The following is a 20,838-nucleotide window of genomic DNA, read 5'->3' on the forward strand; positions in this document are numbered from 1 at the left end:
TGAGCACGTGGCGGATGTTTGCAAGCAGACCCGGATGTTTGCGAGCACATTGGCAAAGAGCGTGAGCACGACGCCCGCTCCATTGTCAGATAATTCGAGCAGAAAATGCCGATGTTTGCGAGCAGAGGCGCTTATGTTGGCAAGCCGCTACACATAGGAAGACGCCGAGGCCAACTGCGCCCATCGCGACAGAAAGGGGAACCAGCACCTCCAACGCGGTCAAGTCACAACTCCCTGGTTGTCAATCGGCGTCGTAACGGGACCCCTTATCGGCTCCCAAAAGGGACCCCTGCCTCTAGTTGCATCGGGTCAGCGCGCGTAGGCCCGGGGCTCTCCATTTAGCGCAAGGGCCTGCGGGCGCGGGTTGTTTGTCTTTTCGGCTTTAGATCCCATGAGGAGTGAACAGCGGCCGCCGCTCTGGCAGAGTGAGGTTGCATCTAAACACTCGCTCAGGAGGAGCAGTTTATGGAACCTGCATCCATTCAACCGACCGCTGTCCGCATCGATCTTGGCGCAATTTTTGTGTCATTGGAACTGAGCCGATCGACCTGGTTGATCACTTCGTTGTCGCCAGGCAGCGGCGAGAAGATGTCGAAGCATGTAGTGGCCGGTGGCAATGTAGCCGAGTTGCTGGAACGATTTGAGCAGCTACAGCAGAAGGCGCGATTGAGAACAGGGAAATTATTTCCCATCGTAACGATCCAGGAGGCAGGATTGGACGGCTTCTGGATACACCGCGTGCTGGAGGCTCACGGCATCGAGAGTTACGTCGTCGACGCAGCTTCGATCGCGACTTCCCGTCGACGTCGGCGTGCTAAGACCGACAAGATCGATGGAGAGGCTCTGACGCGCACATTGCTCGCGTTCAAGCGCGGCGAGCCACGCGTATGTGCGATGGTCAGAGCGCCAGATCCGAGTGACGAAGATCGGCGTCGGATTTGCCGGGAACGCAAAGTTTTGATTGCTGAGCGGGTCAGGCATGTCAATCGCGTGAAGGGGCTACTCTTTACTCAAGGCGTCAGCGGCTATCAGCCGCTCCGTAAAGATCGCCGTCAGCGGCTGGAGGAGCTTCAGACTGGAGATGGGCGTGAGTTACCGAAACACTTGAAGGCTCAAATCAATCGGGAACTCGACCGTCTCGAGTTGCTGCTAGAGCAGATCGCTGCAGTGGAGAGCGAGCGTAATTCTCTTCTATCGATGGAGGACCAGCCAGCGGTTGAGGCAACCTCGCCCGCAGCGATGCTGCTGTCCTTGAAGGGTGTTGGCGCTGAATTTGCCGCCGTTCTTTGGACCGAAGCCCTGTCCCGGCATTTTGATAATAGGCGGCAGATTGCCGCCTATGCCGGTTTGACACCAACCCCATGGATGAGCGGGACCATCGACCACGAGCAGGGTGTCTCAAAGGCAGGGAACCCTCGGCTGCGCACTACGATGATCCAACTATCGTGGCTGTGGCTACGCAATCAGCCAGCATCAGCGCTCAGCCGTTGGTTTGTGGATCGGGTTCAGTCGAATGGTGGACGCTTAAAGAAAGCCGCGATAGTTGCCTTGGCGCGCAAACTCCTTATCGCACTGTGGAAATTTGTCACTGCGGGTGTTCTCGTCGAGGGGGCTGTCATGAAGACCGCCTGACAACCAAAAAATTGCCGAACACACAAATCTTCCAGGACTGATCACTCCTGGCGGATCCAGGTGAGCGAACCGCCTCGAAGTCGGGCTTCAAATGCTGAGCCTTGCCGCTACGCAAGCGGGATAATGGTGCTGCCGGACAAAACGGCGACCGTATGTGAGTTTGAACCGGTGAAGGAAACGTGCCGCGTCAAGCAAGGTGGCTCAGACCATGGGTTCGATACGAAATCGAAGGGGCACGCTATGAAACGATGATTGATCTTGACGACGAAATCCTCATGTGAGCTTTGAGAGCGGTTTTTAAAGCGCCAGGATTCGTTCCCGGTTTCCACGATCTCGCAATGGTGGGTGAGCCTGTCGAGCAGAGCGGCGGTCATCTTGGCGTCGCCGAATACGGCCGGCCACTCGCCGAAGGCCAGGTTCGTCGTGACGATGATGGACGTCCGCTCGTAGAGCCTGCTGATGAGGTGGAAGAGGAGCTGGCCGCCCGCCTGGGCAAATGGGAGATAGCCCAGTTCGTCCATGATGACGAAGTCGAGCCTGGTGATGAAGTCGGCCAGCCGTCCCTGTTTGCCGCTACGTGCCTCCGTCTCGAGCCGATTGACGAGGTCGACGACGTTGAAGAAGCGGCCGCGTGCGCCATTGCGGATCAGAGCACGAGCAAGGGCGATGGACAGGTGAGACTTTCCCGTGCCGGTTCCGCCGACCAGAACGATATTGTGCTGCTCGGCGAGGAAGGCCCCGGTTGCGAGTTGGCGCACCAGGCCTTCGTTGACCGGCGTGTCGGTGAAGTCGAAGTCGTCGATGTCCTTGGCCAGCGGCAGCTTGGCGACGGTGATTTGGTATTTGATGGAGCGCGCTTGCTTCTCGGCGATCTCCGACTGAAGCAGGTCACCGACGATGCGCGGCGGTTCGTGCTGTCGCTTGATGCCGGAGGCCATGATCTCGTCATAGGCGCTACGCATGCCGAACAGCTTCAGCGTGCCCATCATGTCGAGGATTTGGGATCGTTCCATATCAGCTTGCCCTCCTCAGGCTGTCGTAACGGGCGCAGTCGGCCAGAGGCTCATGGGTCAGGCGAAGCGCATCGGGGATGGAAAGGATGGCGGCCGGCTGCGGATCACGCTTGCGGGCCAGAATGTTGATGATGACGGCGGCCGAGAACACGCCCTGATCGATCGCCTCCTGGCAGGCCGCTTCGACGGCGGGGAGCCCGTCCAGGCCCACGCATTCGAGGATCGACACCATCTGCCGGTCGCCGTCATGCATTGCCTTCAGCCGGCGGCGCACCTTCTCCATGGCGGCGGGCAAAACCCAGTCGTGGAACGGCGCACCGTTGCGCAGTGCTCCCGGTTTGCGGGTCAGGACCGGCACGTAATGCCAGGGATTATAGATCGTCTCGCCACGGCCGAAGCAGCGATCGTGTTGGCCGATTTCCACGCCATCCTGCCGGATGACGATGCGATCTGCATAGGCATGTATCTCGGCAGGGCGGCCGACTGCCGTAGACAGTACCGAGTATTTGTTGTTGTCGAAACGCACGAGGCAGGTCTTGCCGATCGAGGCCTGCACAGCGTGGAAGCCGTCGAATTTGCCGGGATAGCCGACCAGGTGCGGCCGCTCCGCATCGAACACCTCCCAGATCGTGCGCTCTGTCTGATCGACGTGCTTATGAGCGCGGGCGTAACTGATGCACTTGTCCAGCAACCAGCCATTCAGTTCATCGTAGGATTTGAAGCGCAGTCGCGGCGTGAAGAAGCGTTCGCGCACCAGATTGACCTGGTTCTCGACCTGGCCTTTCTCCCACCCCGACGCCGGCGTGCAGGCCACCGGTTCGATCAGGTAATGGCTGCACATCTGTAGGAAGCGGCGATTGTATTGCCGTTCCTTGCCGACGAAGACCGTCTCCACCGCGGTCTTCATATTATCATAGATGCCGCGCGTGCAGGCCCCGCCGAAGAAAGCGAACGCCCTGTCATGGGCGTCGAAGACCATCTCTTGCGTCTCGCGCGGATAGGCTCTCACATACATCATCCGGCTGTGGCAGAGCCGGATATGCGCAACCTTCACCGTCGTCGTCACGCCGTTCAGCACGACAATCTCGTGGCTCCAGTCGAACTGGTAGGCCTCGCCCGGCGCGTAATAGAGCGGCACATAGGCTTGCGCCGTCACGGACCCGCGCTCCTTCGCCCATGTTCGGGCGTAACGCCGGACTGTGTCGTAACCGCCCTCGTAGCCGAGGTCGCGCAAGTCCTCGAATATCCGGATCAGTGTCAGCCGTTCGCGAGAAGATTTGGCCTCATTGGCGAGGAGCATTCCATCGAGCTGACCGCGCCAGGGGCCGAGCTTCGGCTGAGGTTGACGGGTCCGTTCGTATTTGAACTCCGTCTCATCGGTGCGCAAAACCTTCCGCACCACTTTCCGCGATATGCCCAACTCCCGGCAGATCGCCTTGATCGACTTGCCCTGAACATGGGCTAGCCGCCGTATCTTCAGAATTGTTTCCACAATAAGCATCCGAACAAAAAGCCTCCGATGAAACCGGAGGCTGTTGTAACCCCATTGCAAATGGGGGTCCCGTTTGGACGCCGATCACCCCATGTGCGGGGTCCTTATTCCATGCCTAATCACATTCATGCGCTGTCCTCTGCCTTTCCATAGTAAACAGGCATGAAACTGCTGATGACTTCAATTGGATTGTTCTCTGAACTGCCCCCCATTTCGACCGGACAGTCGGCATAAGCAGAAAGGCTCAAGCACAGGCTTGAGGATAGGCTTATGTCTAACGAGTATCGACACGTTGAACTGCTGACGGGTGATGTTCGCCGCAGGCGATGGACAACCGAGCAAAAGCTGACGATCATTGAGCAGAGTTTCGAACCAGGCGAGACGGTATCTTCGACCGCTCGCCGTCACGGCGTTGCCCCCAATCTGCTTTATCGGTGGCGTAGGCTCTTGAGCGAGGGAGGTGCTGCAGCCGTGGATTCTGACGAGCCGGTAGTCGGCAATTCGGAAGTGAAGAAACTGGAAGATCGCGTCCGCGAGTTGGAGCGCATGCTCGGCCGCAAGACGATGGAGGTCGAAATCCTCCGCGAAGCCCTTTCCAAAGCGGACTCAAAAAAACGGATATCGCGGCCGATCTTGTTGCCGAAGGACGGTTCCCGATGAAGACCGTCGCAGACACGCTGGGCGTCTCCCGTTCCAACGTCATCGAGCGGCTGAAAGGTAGATCGAAGCCGCGTGGAGCATACCATAAGGTCGGGGATGCAGAGCTTCTGCCCGCCATCCGCAGGCTGGTGGATCAAAGGCCAACCTATGGCTATCGGCGGATCGCCGCGCTCCTCAATCGCGAAAGGCGAGCCGCCGATAAGCCTGTCGTCAACGCCAAACGGGTCCATCGCATCATGGGCAACCACGCCATGCTGCTGGAGAAGCATACGGCCGTTCGCAAGGGCCGCCTCCACGACGGCAAGGTCATGGTCATGCGCTCCAACCTGCGCTGGTGCTCCGATGGTCTGGAGTTCACCTGCTGGGATGGGGAGGTCGTTCGCCTCGCTTTCATCATTGACGCCTTCGACCGCGAGATCATCGCCTGGACAGCGGTCGCCAATGCCGGAATATCCGGCTCGGATGTCCGCGACATGATGCTGGAGGCGGTCGAGAAACGCTTCCATGCAACCCGAGCCCCGCATGCTATCGAGCATCTCTCGGACAACGGTTCGGCTTATACAGCACGGGACACGAGGCTGTTTGCCCAGGCGCTCAATCTGACGCCCTGCTTCACGCCGGTGGCCAGCCCGCAGTCGAACGGAATGTCCGAGGCATTCGTCAAAACCCTGAAGCGGGATTACATCCGCATCTCTGCACTACCGGACGCCGAAACGGCGCTCCGGCTCATCGACGGATGGATCGAAGACTACAACGAAATCCATCCACATTCAGCGCTCAAGATGGCTTCCCCTCGGCAGTTCATCAGGGCAAAATCAATCTAGCCGACCTGTCCGGTGAAACGGGGAGCACTCCATTCTCCAATTTTCGGGATCCGGACAGTTATCCGATTTATACGCCACCATGCGAAGACCGACAGGAGGAGCATTGCGGCAAGTAAGACAATACTTGCAAAGCCCCAGCCGGTTTCCACCGCCTCCTCTATCTGTGCGCCGAAAACAAAGCCCGTTGAAACCAGGCAGACGGTCCAAATTATTGCTGATCCTGCATTCAGAACTGTAAACTTTGCCCATGACATTGATCCGAGACCAACCGGAAGCGCGCCGATGGTCCGCATACCCTTGGGATATCTGTAAAGAAAGATGTAGGCCCAGCCGTACTTTGCAACTAGGATTTTCGCGGCCGCATAGGCCTTTTCGGCAAAAGGCCACCTCGTTAACCACGCATCCCCGTATCGTCTCGCGATAAAGAACCGTGCTTCGTCCCCGAGATAGCCGCCGGCAAAGGTCACCGCTAAAACAAGGGACAAGTCCAAAGCTTGTGTTTGAGCCGCATAGCCCGCGAACAACGGGAGACTACCGCTTTTCAGCATGCAGTATGCGAAAAGCAGGATGTACATCCATGTCCCGTATTCTCGTACTAGATCAGACAAACCGTCCATATCGCTTCACCAAATCAAATCGCAGGCACAAACAGAAACTCTTTTGTGTACGATCTACACGATCTATCGGATGTTTTCCGTCGCATGGCCTGCCTGGTGAGTGCACGACCATCGGACATCTGGTTCAGTTTGGCATAGCCCGGGCACGAGCTGAGGCTTCCGGTGTTTTCCGACAGCCTCTACATGACAGCGCCAGGGGAATGCGGATAATCGGAGTCAGCTCCTACAGGGCACAGGCCTCGCATGCCTGGCCTCACGACTTCAGGCCGCTGAACTGTCGGTGGGGACTTCACGGTTTTCTCCGCCTATGCCTCAGAGAAGCGAGGCAGGCTGGTAACGACGATGGGGGTTTTGCCTGGCACTCGACCATACAAGTCGACCACGTCCTGATTGATCATCCGGACACACCCTGAGGATACCGACTTGCCGATCGTCCACCATTCTGGCGATCCATGGATGCGGTAAAGCGTGTCTTCGCCATTCTGGAAAATGTAAAGCGCACGCGCGCCCAATGGATTCTTGAGGCCAGGTGGCATACCGCCATTGGCAATGCTGTAGGGCGCAAGTTCCGGCTGTCGAACGACCATCTCGTCAGGTGGCGTCCAGCGCGGCCACTGACGTTTGTACTGAATGACCCCCTTGCCCGACCATTCGAACCCCTGCCGGCCGAGACCGACCCCGTATCGCATCGCCTGTCCGCCCTCGTAAGTCAGGTAGAGAAAATAGTTGGCCGTATCCACGACCAATGTGCCTGGCCGCTCTCCAGTCGGATCACTCACCATCTGCCGGTAATAGCGCTTGGCGATCTTCTGGTAGGGTATAGCAGGCAGCGGGAACTGTTCGTTCAGTATCGGTCCATAGGTGGTTTCCAGAACTGGATGGGATATGGGTACGATTTCAGACTGTGTCGTCTCTGCGGTCGTTGCCGAGCAGCCAGTCAATACAGCCGCCGCTGCCCCAGCCCCCCCGATAACGAAGCCTCGTCGTGTCAATTTGCCAGACTGCAATGTATTTCCTCTCGACGGTTGAAGTTCTGGCTTACGAGCCGGTCATCAGATTTCGGATTTTCTTCATGCGAACCTCGCGGGATTCATGCATGTCGAGCGTTCCTTTGAAGCTACCATTGGCGTCCATCATGTATACGCCAGCCGTATGGTCCATTGTGTAGCTTCCATCTTCGGTCGGAACCTTGCGTGCGTAGGCGGAGAAAGCTTTGACAGCCGTCGCTGTTTGCTCCGGCGTTCCCCGAAGGGCAAGGATTCGACGGTCGAAGGATGTCATGTACTCGTTGAGCAACTGCTGAGTATCTCTCTCTGGGTCAACGCTGATGAAAACAACGTTGAAACCGCTCGCAGCGGGCCCGAGTTCATTCATCAGGTCACTCAGCTCGAACAGCGTTGTGGGGCAGATGTCAGGGCAGTGGGTAAAGCCAAAGAACGCCAAATACGGCTTTCCCTTGAGGACAGCGTTATCGATCACTTGGCCCCGGTGCGAAACCAACTCAAATGGGCGACCGATCGAAGGGGTAGAGGACGCGTCCGGCTCACCAACACGTTTGCCGCCACCCGACTGCAGCAAATAACCTATAATCAGTAGCAATGTGAAGATCGCAACCACACACCACGCCACAACTCGAAACGCTCTGAGAGCTTTCATCTAATTCCCTGCCGACATTCACCCTGAAGAGCCCTTTGGAGTACTCCTAATCCCTCTAGTAGCTTGAGGTTCAAGGCTAATGGCGGAGAAAATCGAAATTCTCCTCAGTCGTTTCGCTGTCATCCACATCAGACAGAAGCGGAAATTTCGGTCGCACAGAAAGCGCCCTTGACCCTCAAGCTACTAGAGGTTTCATACTGACGAGCATCAATGAGCGACAGGAATGGCAGATAAGTGGTGAAAACTAACGACGGCGCATGGCTTGCGATCTTCAGCGCGTGGATAATTGCCATGGGTTCGACGTTGGGCGCACTGTTTATCGGTGAGGTCATGGGGCAAGCGCCATGCGATCTCTGTTGGCACCAACGAGCCTTCATGTTTCCACTGGCAGTGCTGCTCGCAGTCGCCGCTTTCCGCTCTGATGCCCGTGCCTGGATCTATGCCGTTCCGCTGGCAGCGGCGGGATGGTCGATCGCGGCATTTCACAACCTTCTTTATTTCAACATCATCCCCACGGCCATCAAGCCTTGCGGCCAGGGGCCATCCTGCTCGGGCGCGGGTATGCTCCTCTTTGGAACCCTGCCCATTCCGCTCCTGTCGCTTGGTGCATTTACTGTCATCATCGTCCTACTTCTAATCGTGCGCCGGAGAACACCAGCATGAACAGACGCACTTTCGTTATCGCTTCGGCTTCGGCCGCGATTGCCGTTTTCGCAGGAGGCGCGGCCCTCTATGATGGGCTTACGCCAGACGCGGAGCCAGCGCCCTCTACAATGCCGGGGAACAATACCCTCGTCAGAATGCACTCGCCGGTCATGGGGCCGGTTTCGGCGCCTGTGACAATTGTCGAATTTTTTGATCCGTCTTGTGAGGCATGCCGGGCCTTTTATCCGCTCGTGAAGCAGATGATGACGCAGACCGGAAATGACGTGCGACTTGTCCTGCGATACACCGTATTCCACGAAGGTTCCGATGATGCAGTGCGCATATTGGAGGCCGCGCGCAAACAAAACCTGTTTGAACCGGTCCTAGAAGCGATACTGGAACAGCAGCCTGTCTGGGCCGATCATGGCAAACCAGATCTAGAAAAGGCATGGCAGATCGCGGCGATGGCCGGACTTGATGTCGAGCAGGGAAAGAAGGATGCGGCCTCCCCAGCGATCGACAATATTCTCGCCCAGGATATGGCCGATGTTCAGGCCAACAATGTGAAACAGACCCCGACATTTTTCGTGAACGAAAAGCCTCTCACAGAGTTCAGCCCGCAAGGTCTTTTCACTATGCTGAAAGCTGAAATCGATGCCAGCAAGGCAGGATCCTGACTTCGGAGACCGGACCGGAATTCATGAGCGGACATCACCACGATCATGAAGCAGATGCAGGAGACAAGCGTATAGGGGGAGCAATTCTCGTCAACGTGCTCCTTACTTTTGCGCAGATTGTCGGCGGCATCTTCTCCGGCAGTCTTTCCCTGATCGCGGATGCGCTCCACAACTTCAGTGACGCTGCATCACTTGTGATTGCGTATGGTGCACGTCGGATCGCGCGCCGTCCTTCTGACGAAAAGATGACGTTCGGCTATGTTCGCGCCGAAATCGTCGCATCGCTGATCAACTACACGACTTTGATCGTCATTGGTCTCTATCTCGTGTATGAAGCGGTCATGCGGTTCATCACACCTGCGCCGATCGAAGGGTGGACGGTCGTGATCGTCGCAGGCATCGCGCTCGTCATCGATTTGACCACAGCCATGCTCACCTACACCCTTTCAAAAACCAGCATGAATATCCGGGCCGCTTTCTTGCACAATGTGTCGGACGCCCTTGGATCGGTGGGTGTTATCATCGCCGGCACGCTTGTGCTGATATACGGCTGGACATGGATTGACCCAGCGGTCACCCTCATGATCGCAGGCTACATACTCTGGCAGGCCTTCGCTGAGATCGGAGGATCGATCCGGATCCTGATGATGGCGGCGCCTGAGGACGTAAATGTGAACGAACTTGTTTCAGACATGCGTTCCGTCGAAGGCGTCCAGGAGGTGCACCATGTCCATGTGTGGCGGATCGATGAAGATCACAAGGCATTGCAAGCGCATCTCGTTGTGACGGATTTATCTCTGCGCAGTGCTGCTGAAGTGAAAGCCGCAGTGCGAAAAATCCTGCGGGACAGGCACGGTATCGACCACAGCACTCTGGAGATCGAAACGCCAGAGGACGGTTGCGAAGACGGCCTGCAGGTCATCGGTCATAATGTTGTAGAAACCTGAGACTAGAGGCTTCGCAGGCACCGTTGACGGATATGCTCAACGATGAAGGCCGCATCGTCAGCCACACCCGCGATCAGGCCAGAGGCACGGTTCCGCTGCCATGGACGTCCTACATAGTAGAGACCGTCAACAGGCGAAATCCCGTTGGAGTGAATTGGGGCAGCCCGAGCATCCACCGCACCTTCGACTTCAATCCAAGGGAGCTCATCGGCATAGCCTGTCGCCCAAACTATGGATCTGATGTTCTCGCTCGATCCGTCGGCGAAACTTACCCTGCGATCATGGATCGCAGCCAGTCTCGGCTTCAGGATTACCCCCGACCGCCTGAGTGAAGCATCGTCATTGCCGCGAACAGGGAATGGATCCTCACGCCTCATCCTTCGTCCGATGATCCCCTGCGCGGATGCCTGGAGAAGGCCGAGCTGCCCCAGCCATACCCACAAACTGCGTCCGAGGACCTTCTCCGGTAAAAGTCTGCGCTTTCGCCCGCGTGCAAGCAGCACCTTTTGAAACCCAGCCATCGCGATTGCCACGTCCCTGCCACTCGCGCCATCTCCGACTACAAGAACAGGGCCTTCCGCCACCGAGCCCGGATTGCGGAACTCGGTTACGTGCATCTGCTGAATGTCAGCAGGTAGCAATTTCGACAATCCAGGAATTCGCGGTGTTGAAAATGCCCCCGTGGCAACGATGACAATATGACTTGTGAGACGATTGCCGTCTTGCGTTGACGCCACAAAGAGACTGCCTGCCTTCTCAAGTCGGACGACCTTCTTCGAACTGCTGACCGGAATTTTATGGAAGGAAGCATACCGCCGCAGATAGTCAGCAAACTCATCCTTTCCAGCATAGCCATTTGCATCACCAACCAGGGGCATACCCGAGAGCGCGCTGATGCAGCGAGGTGTAAAAAGTGTGAGGCTGTCATATCTGTTGCGCCAGCTGTCGCCGATTTTTGTGCCAGCATCAACAATCAAGAAGCTCAGGCCCTGCCTCTTCAAGGCGTATGCCGCAGCGAGCCCGGCTTGCCCCGCCCCTATAATCAGGATGTTGGTCCGCATTGTATTCTCCTCAAGCAAGATCGTCGTTACCCATCAACGGCTGGGGAGGTTACGGTTCCGTTGGGTTCAGGCCTTGCCTCTCGACCAATATGCGAGAAGCTCAAGAAAAACACCGCCACAACAAAAATCGTGAGCACTGCCAACACAATCCAGTTATTGCGTCGTATCTTCTTAATCCGCTCATCGGGCTGGGCCATAATTCAATCTCCCGCACTTGGGGTAGTCACCCCGTCGCCGGACCTGGCCTTCTTTTTCTCGAAGGGGTCAGCCAGCGCCGCATCTGGTCTGCTAACCGGATATTTTGTGCCCGAGATGCGAGCCGCAAGTCGGGCCGGACCCTCTTTCTTAAGGAGTGCGCGGAAACTTGGATGCATCCCGCCATCCACATAGGACGACACCGTGGAGCCGCCGGCCTGTTGAAGCGCAGCCTCAAGCCTTTGGGTTTCTTCGGCCATGCGGGCTATCAGAGCAGGATCAGGAGAAGCGGCGCTTGCGGGGCAAGCCTCCAGTGGGTCAAGGGGCTCTCCGCCCACGAACTCTTTGTTGAACATGTAGCGGCGACCACACACCGAGACTTTTGGTTGCTGACGGGTCAGTTCGAAATAGTCGTATCCCTCCTTCAGAGTCCGCCAGAACGACAGGTTTTGATTGTCTTTGTGCAGCGCCATGTTTTCCGTCGTCATCCGGAAAGGATAGGCCTGAACCTGGAACCGCTCCTGTCCCGATGAAAGTGCCTTGGCGACGATTGCATATATCTCACCAACGCCCTGGTCTGTCAGCGCAAAGCAACCGGAAGAGGAGCAAGCACCGTGGACCATCAGCGCCTCGCCGGTATAGCCGAGTGCCGTCTCAAGCCTGTTTGGATAGCCCAGGTTGAAAGATACATAGTACTGCGATTTAGGATTCAGCATGCCTTTTGAAACGTGGTAAAATCCCTCTGGCGCTTGGCGGTCACCTTCCTTGACCTTGGGACCTAGCTTCCCGGACCACCTGCACATCGGATATGTCTTGAGCAACGCGTAGCGCCCACTTCGGTCGATCTTCCAGACCTCGAGCTCGCTTTCCTGCTTGAAGATCCTGATCAGGACGGGGCTTTCTGCTGCCATCCCCTTCTTTGACATCTCTGCCAGCATCTTGCTCGACAGTTCGGGGGCCATGCTGGACAGGTCGTCTAGCCCCATGTCTGAAACACATCCGGATAGGGGGATAGCTATAAGGGCTCCAAGGCAGGCATTCCGCGCGATCAGAAGTGCTCGCTGATTCAAATTCTGAAACCAATTCATTTCGTCACTCTTCGCGCTTTCAATGAAACCGTGCCGACATCACCAATAAGGTGCCGAGCGCACCACGGCAGCCGGCAATACAGGAAGGGGGGCACGACCGCACGACGCCGCATCGAACAAACCCTTAGCCACCGGTACAAATATAGGACCTCAAGTAACTAGAGCTACAAGGGGCAGCCCCAGGAAAGGCTAAACGCTCCTCCCACCCAACCATCTACTCATCTTTGGGCACGGGACCAGGCACAACATCGAGCAGAGATTTATCAACCAGGGGGGTTACCTTCATTGGGTTTGCTCCGGAGGTGCGCATCCGCTCCAGATCTGCTGCAGTGAGGTAATCGAGCTTGGTGATCAGAGTTTTATAGTAGGCTTGCAGACCAATCCGCTTGTTCATCCGCGCCACCAGATCTAACCTTAAGGCATCGGCGGCGAATTCGGGGTCTGTGAGCACCGGTCCAGACAACAGTGTCGCGATCAATTCGTCCGTCAGTTCTGCCTCCGGGCTGGGACTAGCACGCAGTGCCTCGTCATTTGCGGTCAACGTCACTTCTGCAACGACGTAACCGTCGACCTTTCTCTCCCGAATAATCGGGACGGTCACCATCGCCGATTTGACCACCTCATGTTCGGTTAGCCCGGGAGACTGCGTCTCAACCTGTTTGGGCGCTGGGGCCCACTGGAAACCAGCGTAGACAGCAACCAAGCACACCAAGACACACCACGCTCCGGAGCATGCAATCTTCCACATTTACTAATCTCCATGAGGATCAACCGGAGCTACGCCGGGATCCTCCACCGATCGCTGTGCTGCCATCGCATTCAGGCGTGATTGGACAGTGCTCGATCCCTTAGTCGATGAGAGCCGCTCTCAAGCCGCGTGTTGGACATAGTCCAACGCAGCAGACACCTGGTTACGATCTCCGGGCGGTATTAACGGTAAGATCAGGCTCGGGGAGGAGGATCAAGGGGATCAATGCCTGCAAAGACACGGAACCGATTTGGTGAAACTCTGTAGGCAGAGAGCATTCGTTCCGAAATTGCAGCGCTTTCCTGCAGGCAAGCCAGAAGCTCGTGAGAATGCTCGACCAGATGCTGGCATTTCGCGTGGGTACCAGCAGACGCAGTCCCTTGATGGACGGTTCTGGATATCGTCGCCCCGGAGATGAGATCCCGTGCGACTGATCCATGCGGACTCACAATAGCGACTGCCAACAGCAGTGCCATACACAAAATCCGAATCGATTTTCCAAGCCGCGACATCATCACACGTCACAATTAACCTGTCTGAGATTGCCTGAAGCTGGTGCACAGGCACCGCCGCACAATGGAGGACGCAGACAATAAGAATTGATTTCCCCATATGTGACCATAGCCTCTAGAGTCGAGATATGATCGGTTCAGTCGCACATATCTCGAAAAAACTTGGCATGATCGCTGCGTTTTCGCTGGTGGGATTTGTGTTCGTCAAGGCTGTTTTTGCCGTCGTTTGCTGGGGCATAGGACATGACTCCTTCGAGGCCATCGCGGGCATCGTCTCATCCATCGGCCTTGGGGGCTGGATCGGCATAGAGGCCTATCTGTCGTTCACAAGCTGGCGATCTCATAAAAAAGTGCCTGAATTCGACACAGGCCGATAAAATTGCACTGAATTTCTTTGCGTGATGATCGTGTTCGATCCGCATAACTCGTCCCAACACATAGGGACGAGTTATGACCTTCAGATTCCTGCTCGCAATTTTCGCCATAACGTTCATTTCGACAGGCGCCGCTTGGAAACCGGAAGCGGCAACATGGGATTCCATGCCTGTCGCCGGGGCGACGTCGCAACCGATCGGCCACTTCGAATTTTGTAAAAGATATCCCGAAGAATGCCAGCCTAACGCTGCAGATCGCGCACGCCTGAAGCTCACAGAGGAAATCTGGAATAGCCTCGTTGAGGTCAACCAGGTCGTCAATACAATTCCGGCTATCGAGGATATCGAGATCTATGGCGTCGAGGAATTTTGGAATTATCCTACCACCGCAGCCGACTGCGAGGACTTTGCTCTGCTGAAGCGCAAGCTTTTGATGAGGCGCGGGATCGCGGTCTCCAATCTGCTGATCACAGTTGTACTTCAACCGGACGGATCCGGGCATGCTGTTTTGACGGTGCGGTCGGAAATAGGCGATTTCATTCTCGACAACTTGCGTGGTGAAATCAGAAATTGGTCGGAAACAGAATATACATATCTCAAGCGTCAGGATTCCCGCAATCCTGGCAAATGGGTGAAGATCAGGGACGGTCGAGACACAACAGCGGTCAGCGGCATTCGCTAATCGAGGTGACAAATTAGACCGGCCGATCCTGCAGCAGTCAGCCGGGTGCCTGACGAGGTGAAACCTCGCAATGATTGGCGCCCCAGCTCAGATGATGAGCCCCGGCCGCCACTACACTTTTCCTTGATGCAGCAACTGGCACAAAATTTTGCACTTGAAGCTCTAGTTCCTAGAGGCCGCATGGCAAACCAAGTGAGCGTGAAATCCCGCTCGCGGCCAATCTGCCAAATCGTAGCGAATGTAAGAGTGTGCTCAGTCTGGAACCGAAAATGCTGTTCTCGAAAAAAGCCATGTTCAGGCTTACCGTCATCGTCCTCGGGGTTACCGCAATCTGCGGTATCGATCTGTCCGTCAAATTCGTCATGGCGGAGCTTCTGGCAACCCCGACTGGAACAATCGAGTTGACCTCTTTTTTCAACCTGAAACTCACCTATAACACGGGCGTTAGCTTCGGGTTATTTTCGGACACCATCGTGTCAGCGCCCCGTTTGTTCGCCACACTTCAAGGGGGCATCGTAGTCGGACTCGTCATTTGGGCAGTATTCGCCAACAGTGTCCTGGAGGGAATGGCCATAACGGCAATGGCTGGGGGTGCGAGCGGAAATGTGGTTGATCGTTTGATGAACTTGAGGGTTACCGACTATTTGGATTTCCACGCCTCCGGGTGGTCATGGCCTGCCTTCAATATTGCAGATGTGTTCATCGTTTGCGGTGCCATTGTCCTTGTGGCGGCGTCGGTAGTTCAGACGAAAAACGAGCATGCGTCCACGAACTCCTGACGGGGTGCGGCGCAAGGAAAAGGCGTCAACTCTCGGTTTTGTAGTAGCCTTTATTCGCGATTTGGTTCTCCATGGTGATGATTAGTTTCCGCGGCATCTGGAGCAAGAATATCAAGCGGGACAGCACGCAAGGTACCGTCATCGAATTTTAGCGTCATCGTTGCGGCTTTCGGAGGACCCGAATTTCGCATCAGTGAAATGAAAACCGTATCCTGTCCCATGTCCAGTTCCGCTTTTCGGGGGATCACGACGTAGGTGTCCGACAGCGGCACTTGTTCGAAGCCCTTGGATTTGGCCATCGGGCTCACGAGTGTTGCAGTCGAGTACCCTGTGACGTTGACAGAGACAATCGCCATGTCATCGGGCGTACCATTGTAGACAGTGACATATGCTTTATCCGTGACCCCGTCCGGCGCTAAGACCAGTTCGGCATGTTCGATAGTCAAGGCGTCGTAGTCGATTTGATGAGGTTCATTTGTCACGTTAGCCCAGGCGCCGCTCTGACCGGCGAAAAGAAATGCAGTGGCTGCCACACACCAACGTTTTGCTTGATTTGCCATTTATAAATCCTCACATGTTCCGAGCCATTGCTTACATACCTCTCGGTTGTTCGAGGGTTCAGGTTCGCGTGATGGGCTAATTTGTCGCGGCCTGCACCTGCCGCATTTGGAGAGGGAGGTAGCATGCTCACCATTGGAGATCTGTCCAGGACCACGGGTGTCAAGGTACCAACGATCAGATATTATGAACAGATGGGGCTGCTCTCACCGCCGGAACGTTCTGAGGGCAATCAGCGACGTTACTCGAAGACCGAGCAGGAACGCCTCTCATTCATTCGACATGCCCGCGACCTTGGATTGACGATCGAAGCTATTCGCGAGCTTATAGAGCTGAGCCAGCATCCGGAAAAGCCGTGTGCAGAGGCCGACAAGATAGCTGCCGAACAGCTTGTGACAATCCGACAGAAGATCGAGAGATTGAAGAAGCTGGAAGCCGAGCTGGAACGGATCTCAACACACTGCCATTCGAATCAAGTGCGCGATTGCTATGTGATCAGGGCCTTGGCAAACCACGATATGTGCACCACCGAGCACGACTGACTACAGCATTTCACTGCCCAAATACCTCTGAGTACACGGCGATCCCAGTTGGTACCGATCTGAATGATCGGGGCGGTTGGTGGCGAGCTCCAAGTCGCACAGATCGTCCAGACCAAGAGACTGCATCAGGGGTCGCAATCGCCTAGTTCGTGAGGGTCACATCAGGCTGCCCGCCAGCTCACTGAGTGCTTGAAAGTCCTCCGGAAGTAATGGGCAGCTCGGTGCGAGCGCATCAGGAAACGAAATCGACCAACAGCTTCAGGTTCAGCAAAGCGATTACGATGGCGATGATCCAGGCAAAAGCCGAGAGCCAAAGAGGTGCCTTCATCTCTCCCATCTTATCAGCATCGGCTGTGAACATCACCAGCGGGAAAACCGCAAAGGATAGTTGGAGGCTAAGCACGACCTGGGTCAAGATCAGAAGCTGGGCAGTGCCGCTGTCTCCGAAAGCTATAGTGACCCCTGCTGCGGGTATGATGGCGATCCCCCGGGTAATCAGACGGCGAAGCCAAGGTGCAAGCTGGATCTTCAGGAACCCTTCCATCACGATCTGACCCGCAAGCGTCGCGGTAACCGTTGAATTGATACCGCAGCACAAAAGGGCGATTCCGAACAATGTCGGTGCGAAGGCCAAACCGAGCAACGGGGCTAGCAGACTATGAGCCTCACCCAGTTCTGCGACCGAAGTCCGCCCGGTTTCGTGGAACGTAGCGGCCGCCAGAATGAGGATCGAAGCATTGACGAGCAGAGCGAACATCAATGCGACTGTGGAGTCGATCGTCGCGAATTTCAGAGCCTCGCGCTTTTCAGGTAACGTATCGCCAAAGTCCCTCGTCTGCACGATACCGGAGTGGAGGTAGAGATTGTGCGGCATAACGGTCGCACCGAGTATGCCAAGCGCCAGATACAGCATGTCGGGATTCGTGATAATCTCTGTCGTTGGAGCAAAGCCGAGGATCACCTGACCCCAATCCGGATCGGCAAGAGCGATCTGAACCGCAAAGCAGACGGCGATAACGCCGAGCAAAGTTATGACAAGCGCTTCGACCCAACGGAAGCCAAGCTTTTGCAGGTAAAGGATCAAGAATACATCCAGAGCAGTGATGACCACTCCCAGCTCGAGCGGAATACCGAAAAGGAGGTTCAAGCCGATTGCAGTGCCGATTACCTCGGCGATGTCAGTCGCAATGATCGCTATTTCGGCCAGCAGCCACAGCACCATGGCAACCGGTTTGGGGTAGGCATCACGACAGGCCTGCGCCAGGTCTCGCCCCGAGGCGATGGCGAGGCGCGCGCACAGCGACTGAAGGACGATCGCCATGATGTTTGAAATCAGGGCCACCGTGAGCAGCGCGTAGCCGAAGCGTGATCCCCCGGCCAGAGATGTCGCCCAATTGCCTGGGTCCATGTACCCGACCGCGACGAGATAGCCGGGCCCGAAGAAAGCCATTGCCCTTCGGAAAGTGCCCGCTCCTGCCGCGACCTTGATCGACCGGTGCACATCCGAAAGGGACGCCTCTCCCACCGTTTGTTGCCATCCCCTCACCGGTCTGTCCATCGTCCACCGCGCTTTCAAAGCCCACCACTATTGCAATTGCAAATCATTCTCACAAAGAGGCTGCGGACGCAAGCCGGATCGATCAGATCCCACCAATTGGGAACCATTAGGGCTTTATTGACCATAGTCGGCTTTACTGATGGTGATCCGAGCGTGGCCGCAATGTTCGCCAGGCCCGAGCTCGGAGAGCCGTCAAGTGTGGAGTACCCAGTGAGCGAGTTGCCAACTTGCGTTAGGCCCTATTCAACCGCAGCCTTCCTATCCGAATGCCTCCGCGGCATGGCGACGGTTGCAATTGCCGTGCTGCTCGCAGTGGCAATGGCGGCGGGTTCGTCCTCACCTGCGACAGCCGCGACGGACAGATCGCTGAAGCTGTTTTTCACACACACTGGGGAACGTGCGACGATAACATTCAAACGGGACGGGAAGTTCGATGCCCGTGGACTAGTTCAGATCAACCGCTTTTTGCGCGATTGGCGCAAGAACGAACCCGCGAACATCGATCCCCGTCTACTCGATCTCGTATGGGAAGTGTACCAGCGCAGCGGATCAAACAACTATATTCATATAGTCTCTGCCTATCGCTCACCGGCGACAAACAAGATGCTCAGAGGGCGATCGAGGGATAGTGGTGTCGCGAAAAACAGCCAACACACCCTCGGCAAGGCAATGGATTTTTACATTCCGGGCGTCAAACTGGCCAAGTTGCGATCACTTGCGATGCAGATGCAAGTCGGCGGAGTGGGATACTATCCCGCATCGGGATCTCCTTTCGTCCATCTTGATGTTGGAAATGTCCGTGCATGGCCCCGCATGACGCGCAAGGAACTGGCTCGGATCTTTCCCGATGGAAAGACCATGCACCTCCCCTCCGATGGCCGCCCGCTCCCCGGCTACGATTTGGCAGTCGCCGACTATCGTCGTCGCGTCGGCGCAAAATCGATCGAGATTGCTTCCAGTGCTGGAGATAAGGACAGTAGTTTCGCTCCCGCTTCGTCAAACAGGAGCAGCCTGCTCACCGCAATGCTCCCGACTGAACGGAGCCGAGCAGAGGACGCGCTCGATCTTCAGACAAACCGACAGACCATGGTCGGCGAGGCTAGGTCGGAGTTCACCGATTTAAGCGCTTTGGCAATTCCTGTACCGGTTGCACGCCCTACTTCCGAAATGGAAATACCTAGGGTCGAGGTTGCCTCACTCGGTCCGTCTACCGATCGCACACAGATTGAGAGTTTCCGCCCTTCCGCCATTCTTGATCTGCCGGAGCCGGTTGCCTTGATCGCGCTATTTCGGATCACCGCAGCAGACAGAGATGCTGACGAAGAGGCTGATGGTCAGGAAACGCTCATGACATGGGCGCTTTCGGGTCCGGACACCTCAACAGGATTGACAGCGCCCCTCATGTCTGCACGACTGTTTGCGATCAGGACTACCCAGATCGCCCCCTAAATCAAGGATCGGAGCCATTGTGCCAGGCTGCAACAAACGTCTCGCGCGTCGATACTCGAATCTTCGGCGGTGCGTCAGCTTTTAGCAGGGGCCGGCATTTCCAAATCGTTTGAACAGCCTGTCGCGTCATCAAAGCCGGCGGCTATTGCTGCCAGATCTTCCGGTTTGGCATTGAAGCGTAGACCGTGAAACTCGCCGTCTGAGCCAGCCCCACCTTCAATGGAAAAGCCAGAAAATTCGCCTTTCTGCTTTTCTACGTCACTAACTGGACTGGGAATGAGGGTCACCTGGGCGCCGATTGCCCGACCCCGCATTCCGGAGACCGTGGTTGGCCCTTTGCTGTCCAGAACGGAAATCTGGATGAGATGACCCGCCTCGACCTTGCGAAGAGGGGTCGGAACAAGAGCAGTCCGAAATCGTACGCTAAGGTCGAACGAAACCGGAACGATGCCGTAGATCCGATGTGCAACATCCGATCTCTGTGGATTGCCACCGACATGCGCCAATTTTGATTTCTCTGTCCGGTCCGACTCGACAACGCTTCGAGCAGATTGCTCATCAATGGAGTCGGGCGATGGCAAAGCGCAAGCTTCTTAAAGATCAAGATCGCCGGAAGCTTGTCGACATACCAGTCGACGAGGATAACCTAATCCGACACTATTCGTTGTCATTGGCGGATCGCCTGGAGATTGAACTGCGGAGACGTAATCACAATCGGCTCGGCTTCGCCATCCAGCTATGTCTAATGCGATACCCGGGTCGAGTGCTTGGAGCAGAAGAAACTCCGCCTCGCGCCATGCTGAAGTATGTTGCTGATCAGATCGGCGCCGCTCCAGACGAATTTGCCCTCTATGCACGCCGCGAAGAAACCCGTCGGGATCATATGGCGCGGCTAATGGTGTATCTGGATACGAGAAGCGCGACGCTGCAAGATCGCCGCGCCGCGCTATTGGCGGCAATTCAAGCGGCGACCATGTCCGACGACGGTGCTGCGATAGCCAGTTCGACTGTCGCCGTGTCAACGGCGGAGTAAAAACCGGCCATGGGGCGGAGCAAAAGTCGGCCACTATGGCGCCGGCCTGAGACGGCCGGGAGGGCGTAGCCCGAGCGGGGGTCTTAGGCCGGCGCG

General features: G+C 56.3%; 21 protein-coding genes and 2 pseudogenes. 11 read left to right on the top strand and 12 right to left on the bottom strand.

What is annotated here, in order from left to right:
- The first annotated feature begins 465 nt into the window (after positions 1-465).
- Entirely contained in the window at positions 466-1,632 is a 1,167-nt protein-coding gene (locus tag AGR1_RS27960; protein WP_149149103.1) for an IS110 family transposase, read from the top strand.
- Positions 1,633-1,739: 107 nt separating this feature from the next.
- Here AGR1_RS27960 and istB read toward each other — a convergent pair whose 3' ends face one another.
- The gene (istB, locus tag AGR1_RS27965) at positions 1,740-2,645 is read right to left on the bottom strand and encodes an IS21-like element helper ATPase IstB (protein ID WP_246669768.1); all 906 of its coding nucleotides are present in this window, start codon (positions 2,643-2,645) and stop codon (positions 1,740-1,742) included.
- Positions 2,587-4,146 (bottom strand): annotated as a pseudogene (istA, locus tag AGR1_RS27970) (IS21 family transposase). The gene istB and the pseudogene istA overlap by 59 nt, the downstream one beginning before the upstream one ends.
- Before the next feature lie 261 nt (positions 4,147-4,407).
- Between istA and AGR1_RS27975 the strand changes: the two are divergent.
- Positions 4,408-5,621 (top strand): IS3 family transposase gene (locus AGR1_RS27975; protein WP_149149104.1). Its coding sequence is split into 2 segments (ribosomal slippage): positions 4,408-4,744 and positions 4,744-5,621, totalling 1,215 coding nucleotides; the frame shifts between segments, so codons are not numbered across the junction.
- Here the strand turns inward: AGR1_RS27975 and AGR1_RS27980 are convergent.
- From AGR1_RS27980 to AGR1_RS27990, 3 genes are all read right to left on the bottom strand, one after another.
- Positions 5,618-6,196, bottom strand: a complete 579-nt coding sequence (locus AGR1_RS27980; RefSeq protein WP_246669769.1) for a DedA family protein — start codon at positions 6,194-6,196, stop codon at positions 5,618-5,620. The two genes, AGR1_RS27975 and AGR1_RS27980, sit on opposite strands and share 4 nt — an antisense overlap.
- Before the next feature lie 347 nt (positions 6,197-6,543).
- Positions 6,544-7,245: a L,D-transpeptidase gene (locus tag AGR1_RS27985; RefSeq protein ID WP_083532141.1), complete on the bottom strand. Its 702-nt coding sequence runs from the start codon at positions 7,243-7,245 to the stop codon at positions 6,544-6,546.
- Positions 7,246-7,276: 31 nt separating this feature from the next.
- On the bottom strand, positions 7,277-7,894 hold the full coding sequence (locus AGR1_RS27990; RefSeq protein ID WP_072495074.1) for an SCO family protein: 618 nt from the start codon (positions 7,892-7,894) through the stop codon (positions 7,277-7,279).
- A 234-nt stretch (positions 7,895-8,128) separates the two neighbouring features.
- On the opposite strand from AGR1_RS27990, the gene AGR1_RS27995 reads away from it, so the two are divergent.
- The 3 genes from AGR1_RS27995 (at position 8,129) to AGR1_RS28005 (ending at position 10,163) form a co-directional block, all read left to right on the top strand.
- Complete coding sequence (locus AGR1_RS27995; RefSeq protein ID WP_072495073.1) at positions 8,129-8,557, top strand: disulfide bond formation protein B; 429 nt, start codon at positions 8,129-8,131, stop codon at positions 8,555-8,557.
- 152 nt (positions 8,558-8,709) lie between these two features.
- Entirely contained in the window at positions 8,710-9,216 is a 507-nt protein-coding gene (locus tag AGR1_RS28000; RefSeq protein ID WP_246669771.1) for a thioredoxin domain-containing protein, read from the top strand.
- Positions 9,217-9,239: 23 nt separating this feature from the next.
- On the top strand, positions 9,240-10,163 hold the full coding sequence (locus AGR1_RS28005; protein ID WP_080823604.1) for a cation diffusion facilitator family transporter: 924 nt from the start codon (positions 9,240-9,242) through the stop codon (positions 10,161-10,163).
- A 2-nt stretch (positions 10,164-10,165) separates the two neighbouring features.
- Here the strand turns inward: AGR1_RS28005 and AGR1_RS28010 are convergent, their stop codons facing one another.
- From AGR1_RS28010 to AGR1_RS28020, 4 genes are all read right to left on the bottom strand, one after another.
- Positions 10,166-11,224: an NAD(P)/FAD-dependent oxidoreductase gene (locus AGR1_RS28010; RefSeq protein WP_107341866.1), complete on the bottom strand. Its 1,059-nt coding sequence runs from the start codon at positions 11,222-11,224 to the stop codon at positions 10,166-10,168.
- Between the two features lie 26 nt (positions 11,225-11,250).
- Positions 11,251-11,421, bottom strand: coding sequence for a hypothetical protein (locus AGR1_RS29735; RefSeq protein ID WP_157951666.1), 171 nt, complete (start codon positions 11,419-11,421; stop codon positions 11,251-11,253).
- Between the two features lie 3 nt (positions 11,422-11,424).
- Complete coding sequence (locus tag AGR1_RS28015) at positions 11,425-12,507, bottom strand: murein L,D-transpeptidase family protein (RefSeq protein ID WP_107341865.1); 1,083 nt, start codon at positions 12,505-12,507, stop codon at positions 11,425-11,427.
- 214 nt (positions 12,508-12,721) lie between these two features.
- Complete coding sequence (locus AGR1_RS28020; protein ID WP_037094253.1) at positions 12,722-13,255, bottom strand: hypothetical protein; 534 nt, start codon at positions 13,253-13,255, stop codon at positions 12,722-12,724.
- Between the two features lie 640 nt (positions 13,256-13,895).
- On the opposite strand from AGR1_RS28020, the gene AGR1_RS28025 reads away from it, so the two are divergent.
- From AGR1_RS28025 to lspA, 3 genes are all read left to right on the top strand, one after another.
- Entirely contained in the window at positions 13,896-14,144 is a 249-nt protein-coding gene (locus AGR1_RS28025) for a hypothetical protein (protein ID WP_037094252.1), read from the top strand.
- Positions 14,145-14,307: 163 nt separating this feature from the next.
- Complete coding sequence (locus AGR1_RS28030) at positions 14,308-14,823, top strand: transglutaminase-like cysteine peptidase (RefSeq protein WP_107341867.1); 516 nt, start codon at positions 14,308-14,310, stop codon at positions 14,821-14,823.
- Between the two features lie 269 nt (positions 14,824-15,092).
- Entirely contained in the window at positions 15,093-15,602 is a 510-nt protein-coding gene (gene lspA, locus AGR1_RS28035; RefSeq protein WP_051796774.1) for a signal peptidase II, read from the top strand.
- Positions 15,603-15,652: 50 nt separating this feature from the next.
- Here the strand turns inward: lspA and AGR1_RS28040 are convergent, their stop codons facing one another.
- The gene (locus tag AGR1_RS28040) at positions 15,653-16,162 is read right to left on the bottom strand and encodes a hypothetical protein (RefSeq protein ID WP_035228721.1); all 510 of its coding nucleotides are present in this window, start codon (positions 16,160-16,162) and stop codon (positions 15,653-15,655) included.
- Between the two features lie 123 nt (positions 16,163-16,285).
- Here AGR1_RS28040 and AGR1_RS28045 point away from each other — a divergent pair, with 123 nt between their 5' ends.
- Entirely contained in the window at positions 16,286-16,702 is a 417-nt protein-coding gene (locus AGR1_RS28045; RefSeq protein WP_035228718.1) for a helix-turn-helix domain-containing protein, read from the top strand.
- A gap of 232 nt (positions 16,703-16,934) precedes the next feature.
- On the opposite strand, the gene AGR1_RS28050 is transcribed toward AGR1_RS28045, so the two are convergent.
- Positions 16,935-18,260 carry an Nramp family divalent metal transporter gene (locus AGR1_RS28050; protein WP_035228715.1) on the bottom strand — a complete coding sequence of 442 codons (1,326 nt, stop codon included), beginning with the start codon at positions 18,258-18,260 and terminating at the stop codon, positions 16,935-16,937.
- A 279-nt stretch (positions 18,261-18,539) separates the two neighbouring features.
- On the opposite strand from AGR1_RS28050, the gene AGR1_RS28055 reads away from it, so the two are divergent.
- A complete protein-coding gene (locus tag AGR1_RS28055) occupies positions 18,540-19,709 on the top strand; it encodes a DUF882 domain-containing protein (protein WP_083532142.1) in 1,170 nt (389 codons plus the stop codon).
- A gap of 74 nt (positions 19,710-19,783) precedes the next feature.
- Here the strand turns inward: AGR1_RS28055 and AGR1_RS28060 are convergent, their stop codons facing one another.
- Positions 19,784-20,290, bottom strand: coding sequence for a hypothetical protein (locus tag AGR1_RS28060; RefSeq protein ID WP_149149106.1), 507 nt, complete (start codon positions 20,288-20,290; stop codon positions 19,784-19,786).
- On the opposite strand from AGR1_RS28060, the pseudogene AGR1_RS28065 reads away from it, so the two are divergent.
- Positions 20,284-20,724 (top strand): annotated as a pseudogene (locus AGR1_RS28065) (DUF4158 domain-containing protein); the annotation flags it as partial. The gene AGR1_RS28060 and the pseudogene AGR1_RS28065 sit on opposite strands and share 7 nt — an antisense overlap.
- Between the last annotated feature and the right edge of the window lie 114 nt (positions 20,725-20,838).

It is taken from the genome of Agrobacterium sp. B1(2019) (genome assembly GCF_008274755.1).
GTDB classification, from domain to species: domain Bacteria; phylum Pseudomonadota; class Alphaproteobacteria; order Rhizobiales; family Rhizobiaceae; genus Agrobacterium; species Agrobacterium salinitolerans.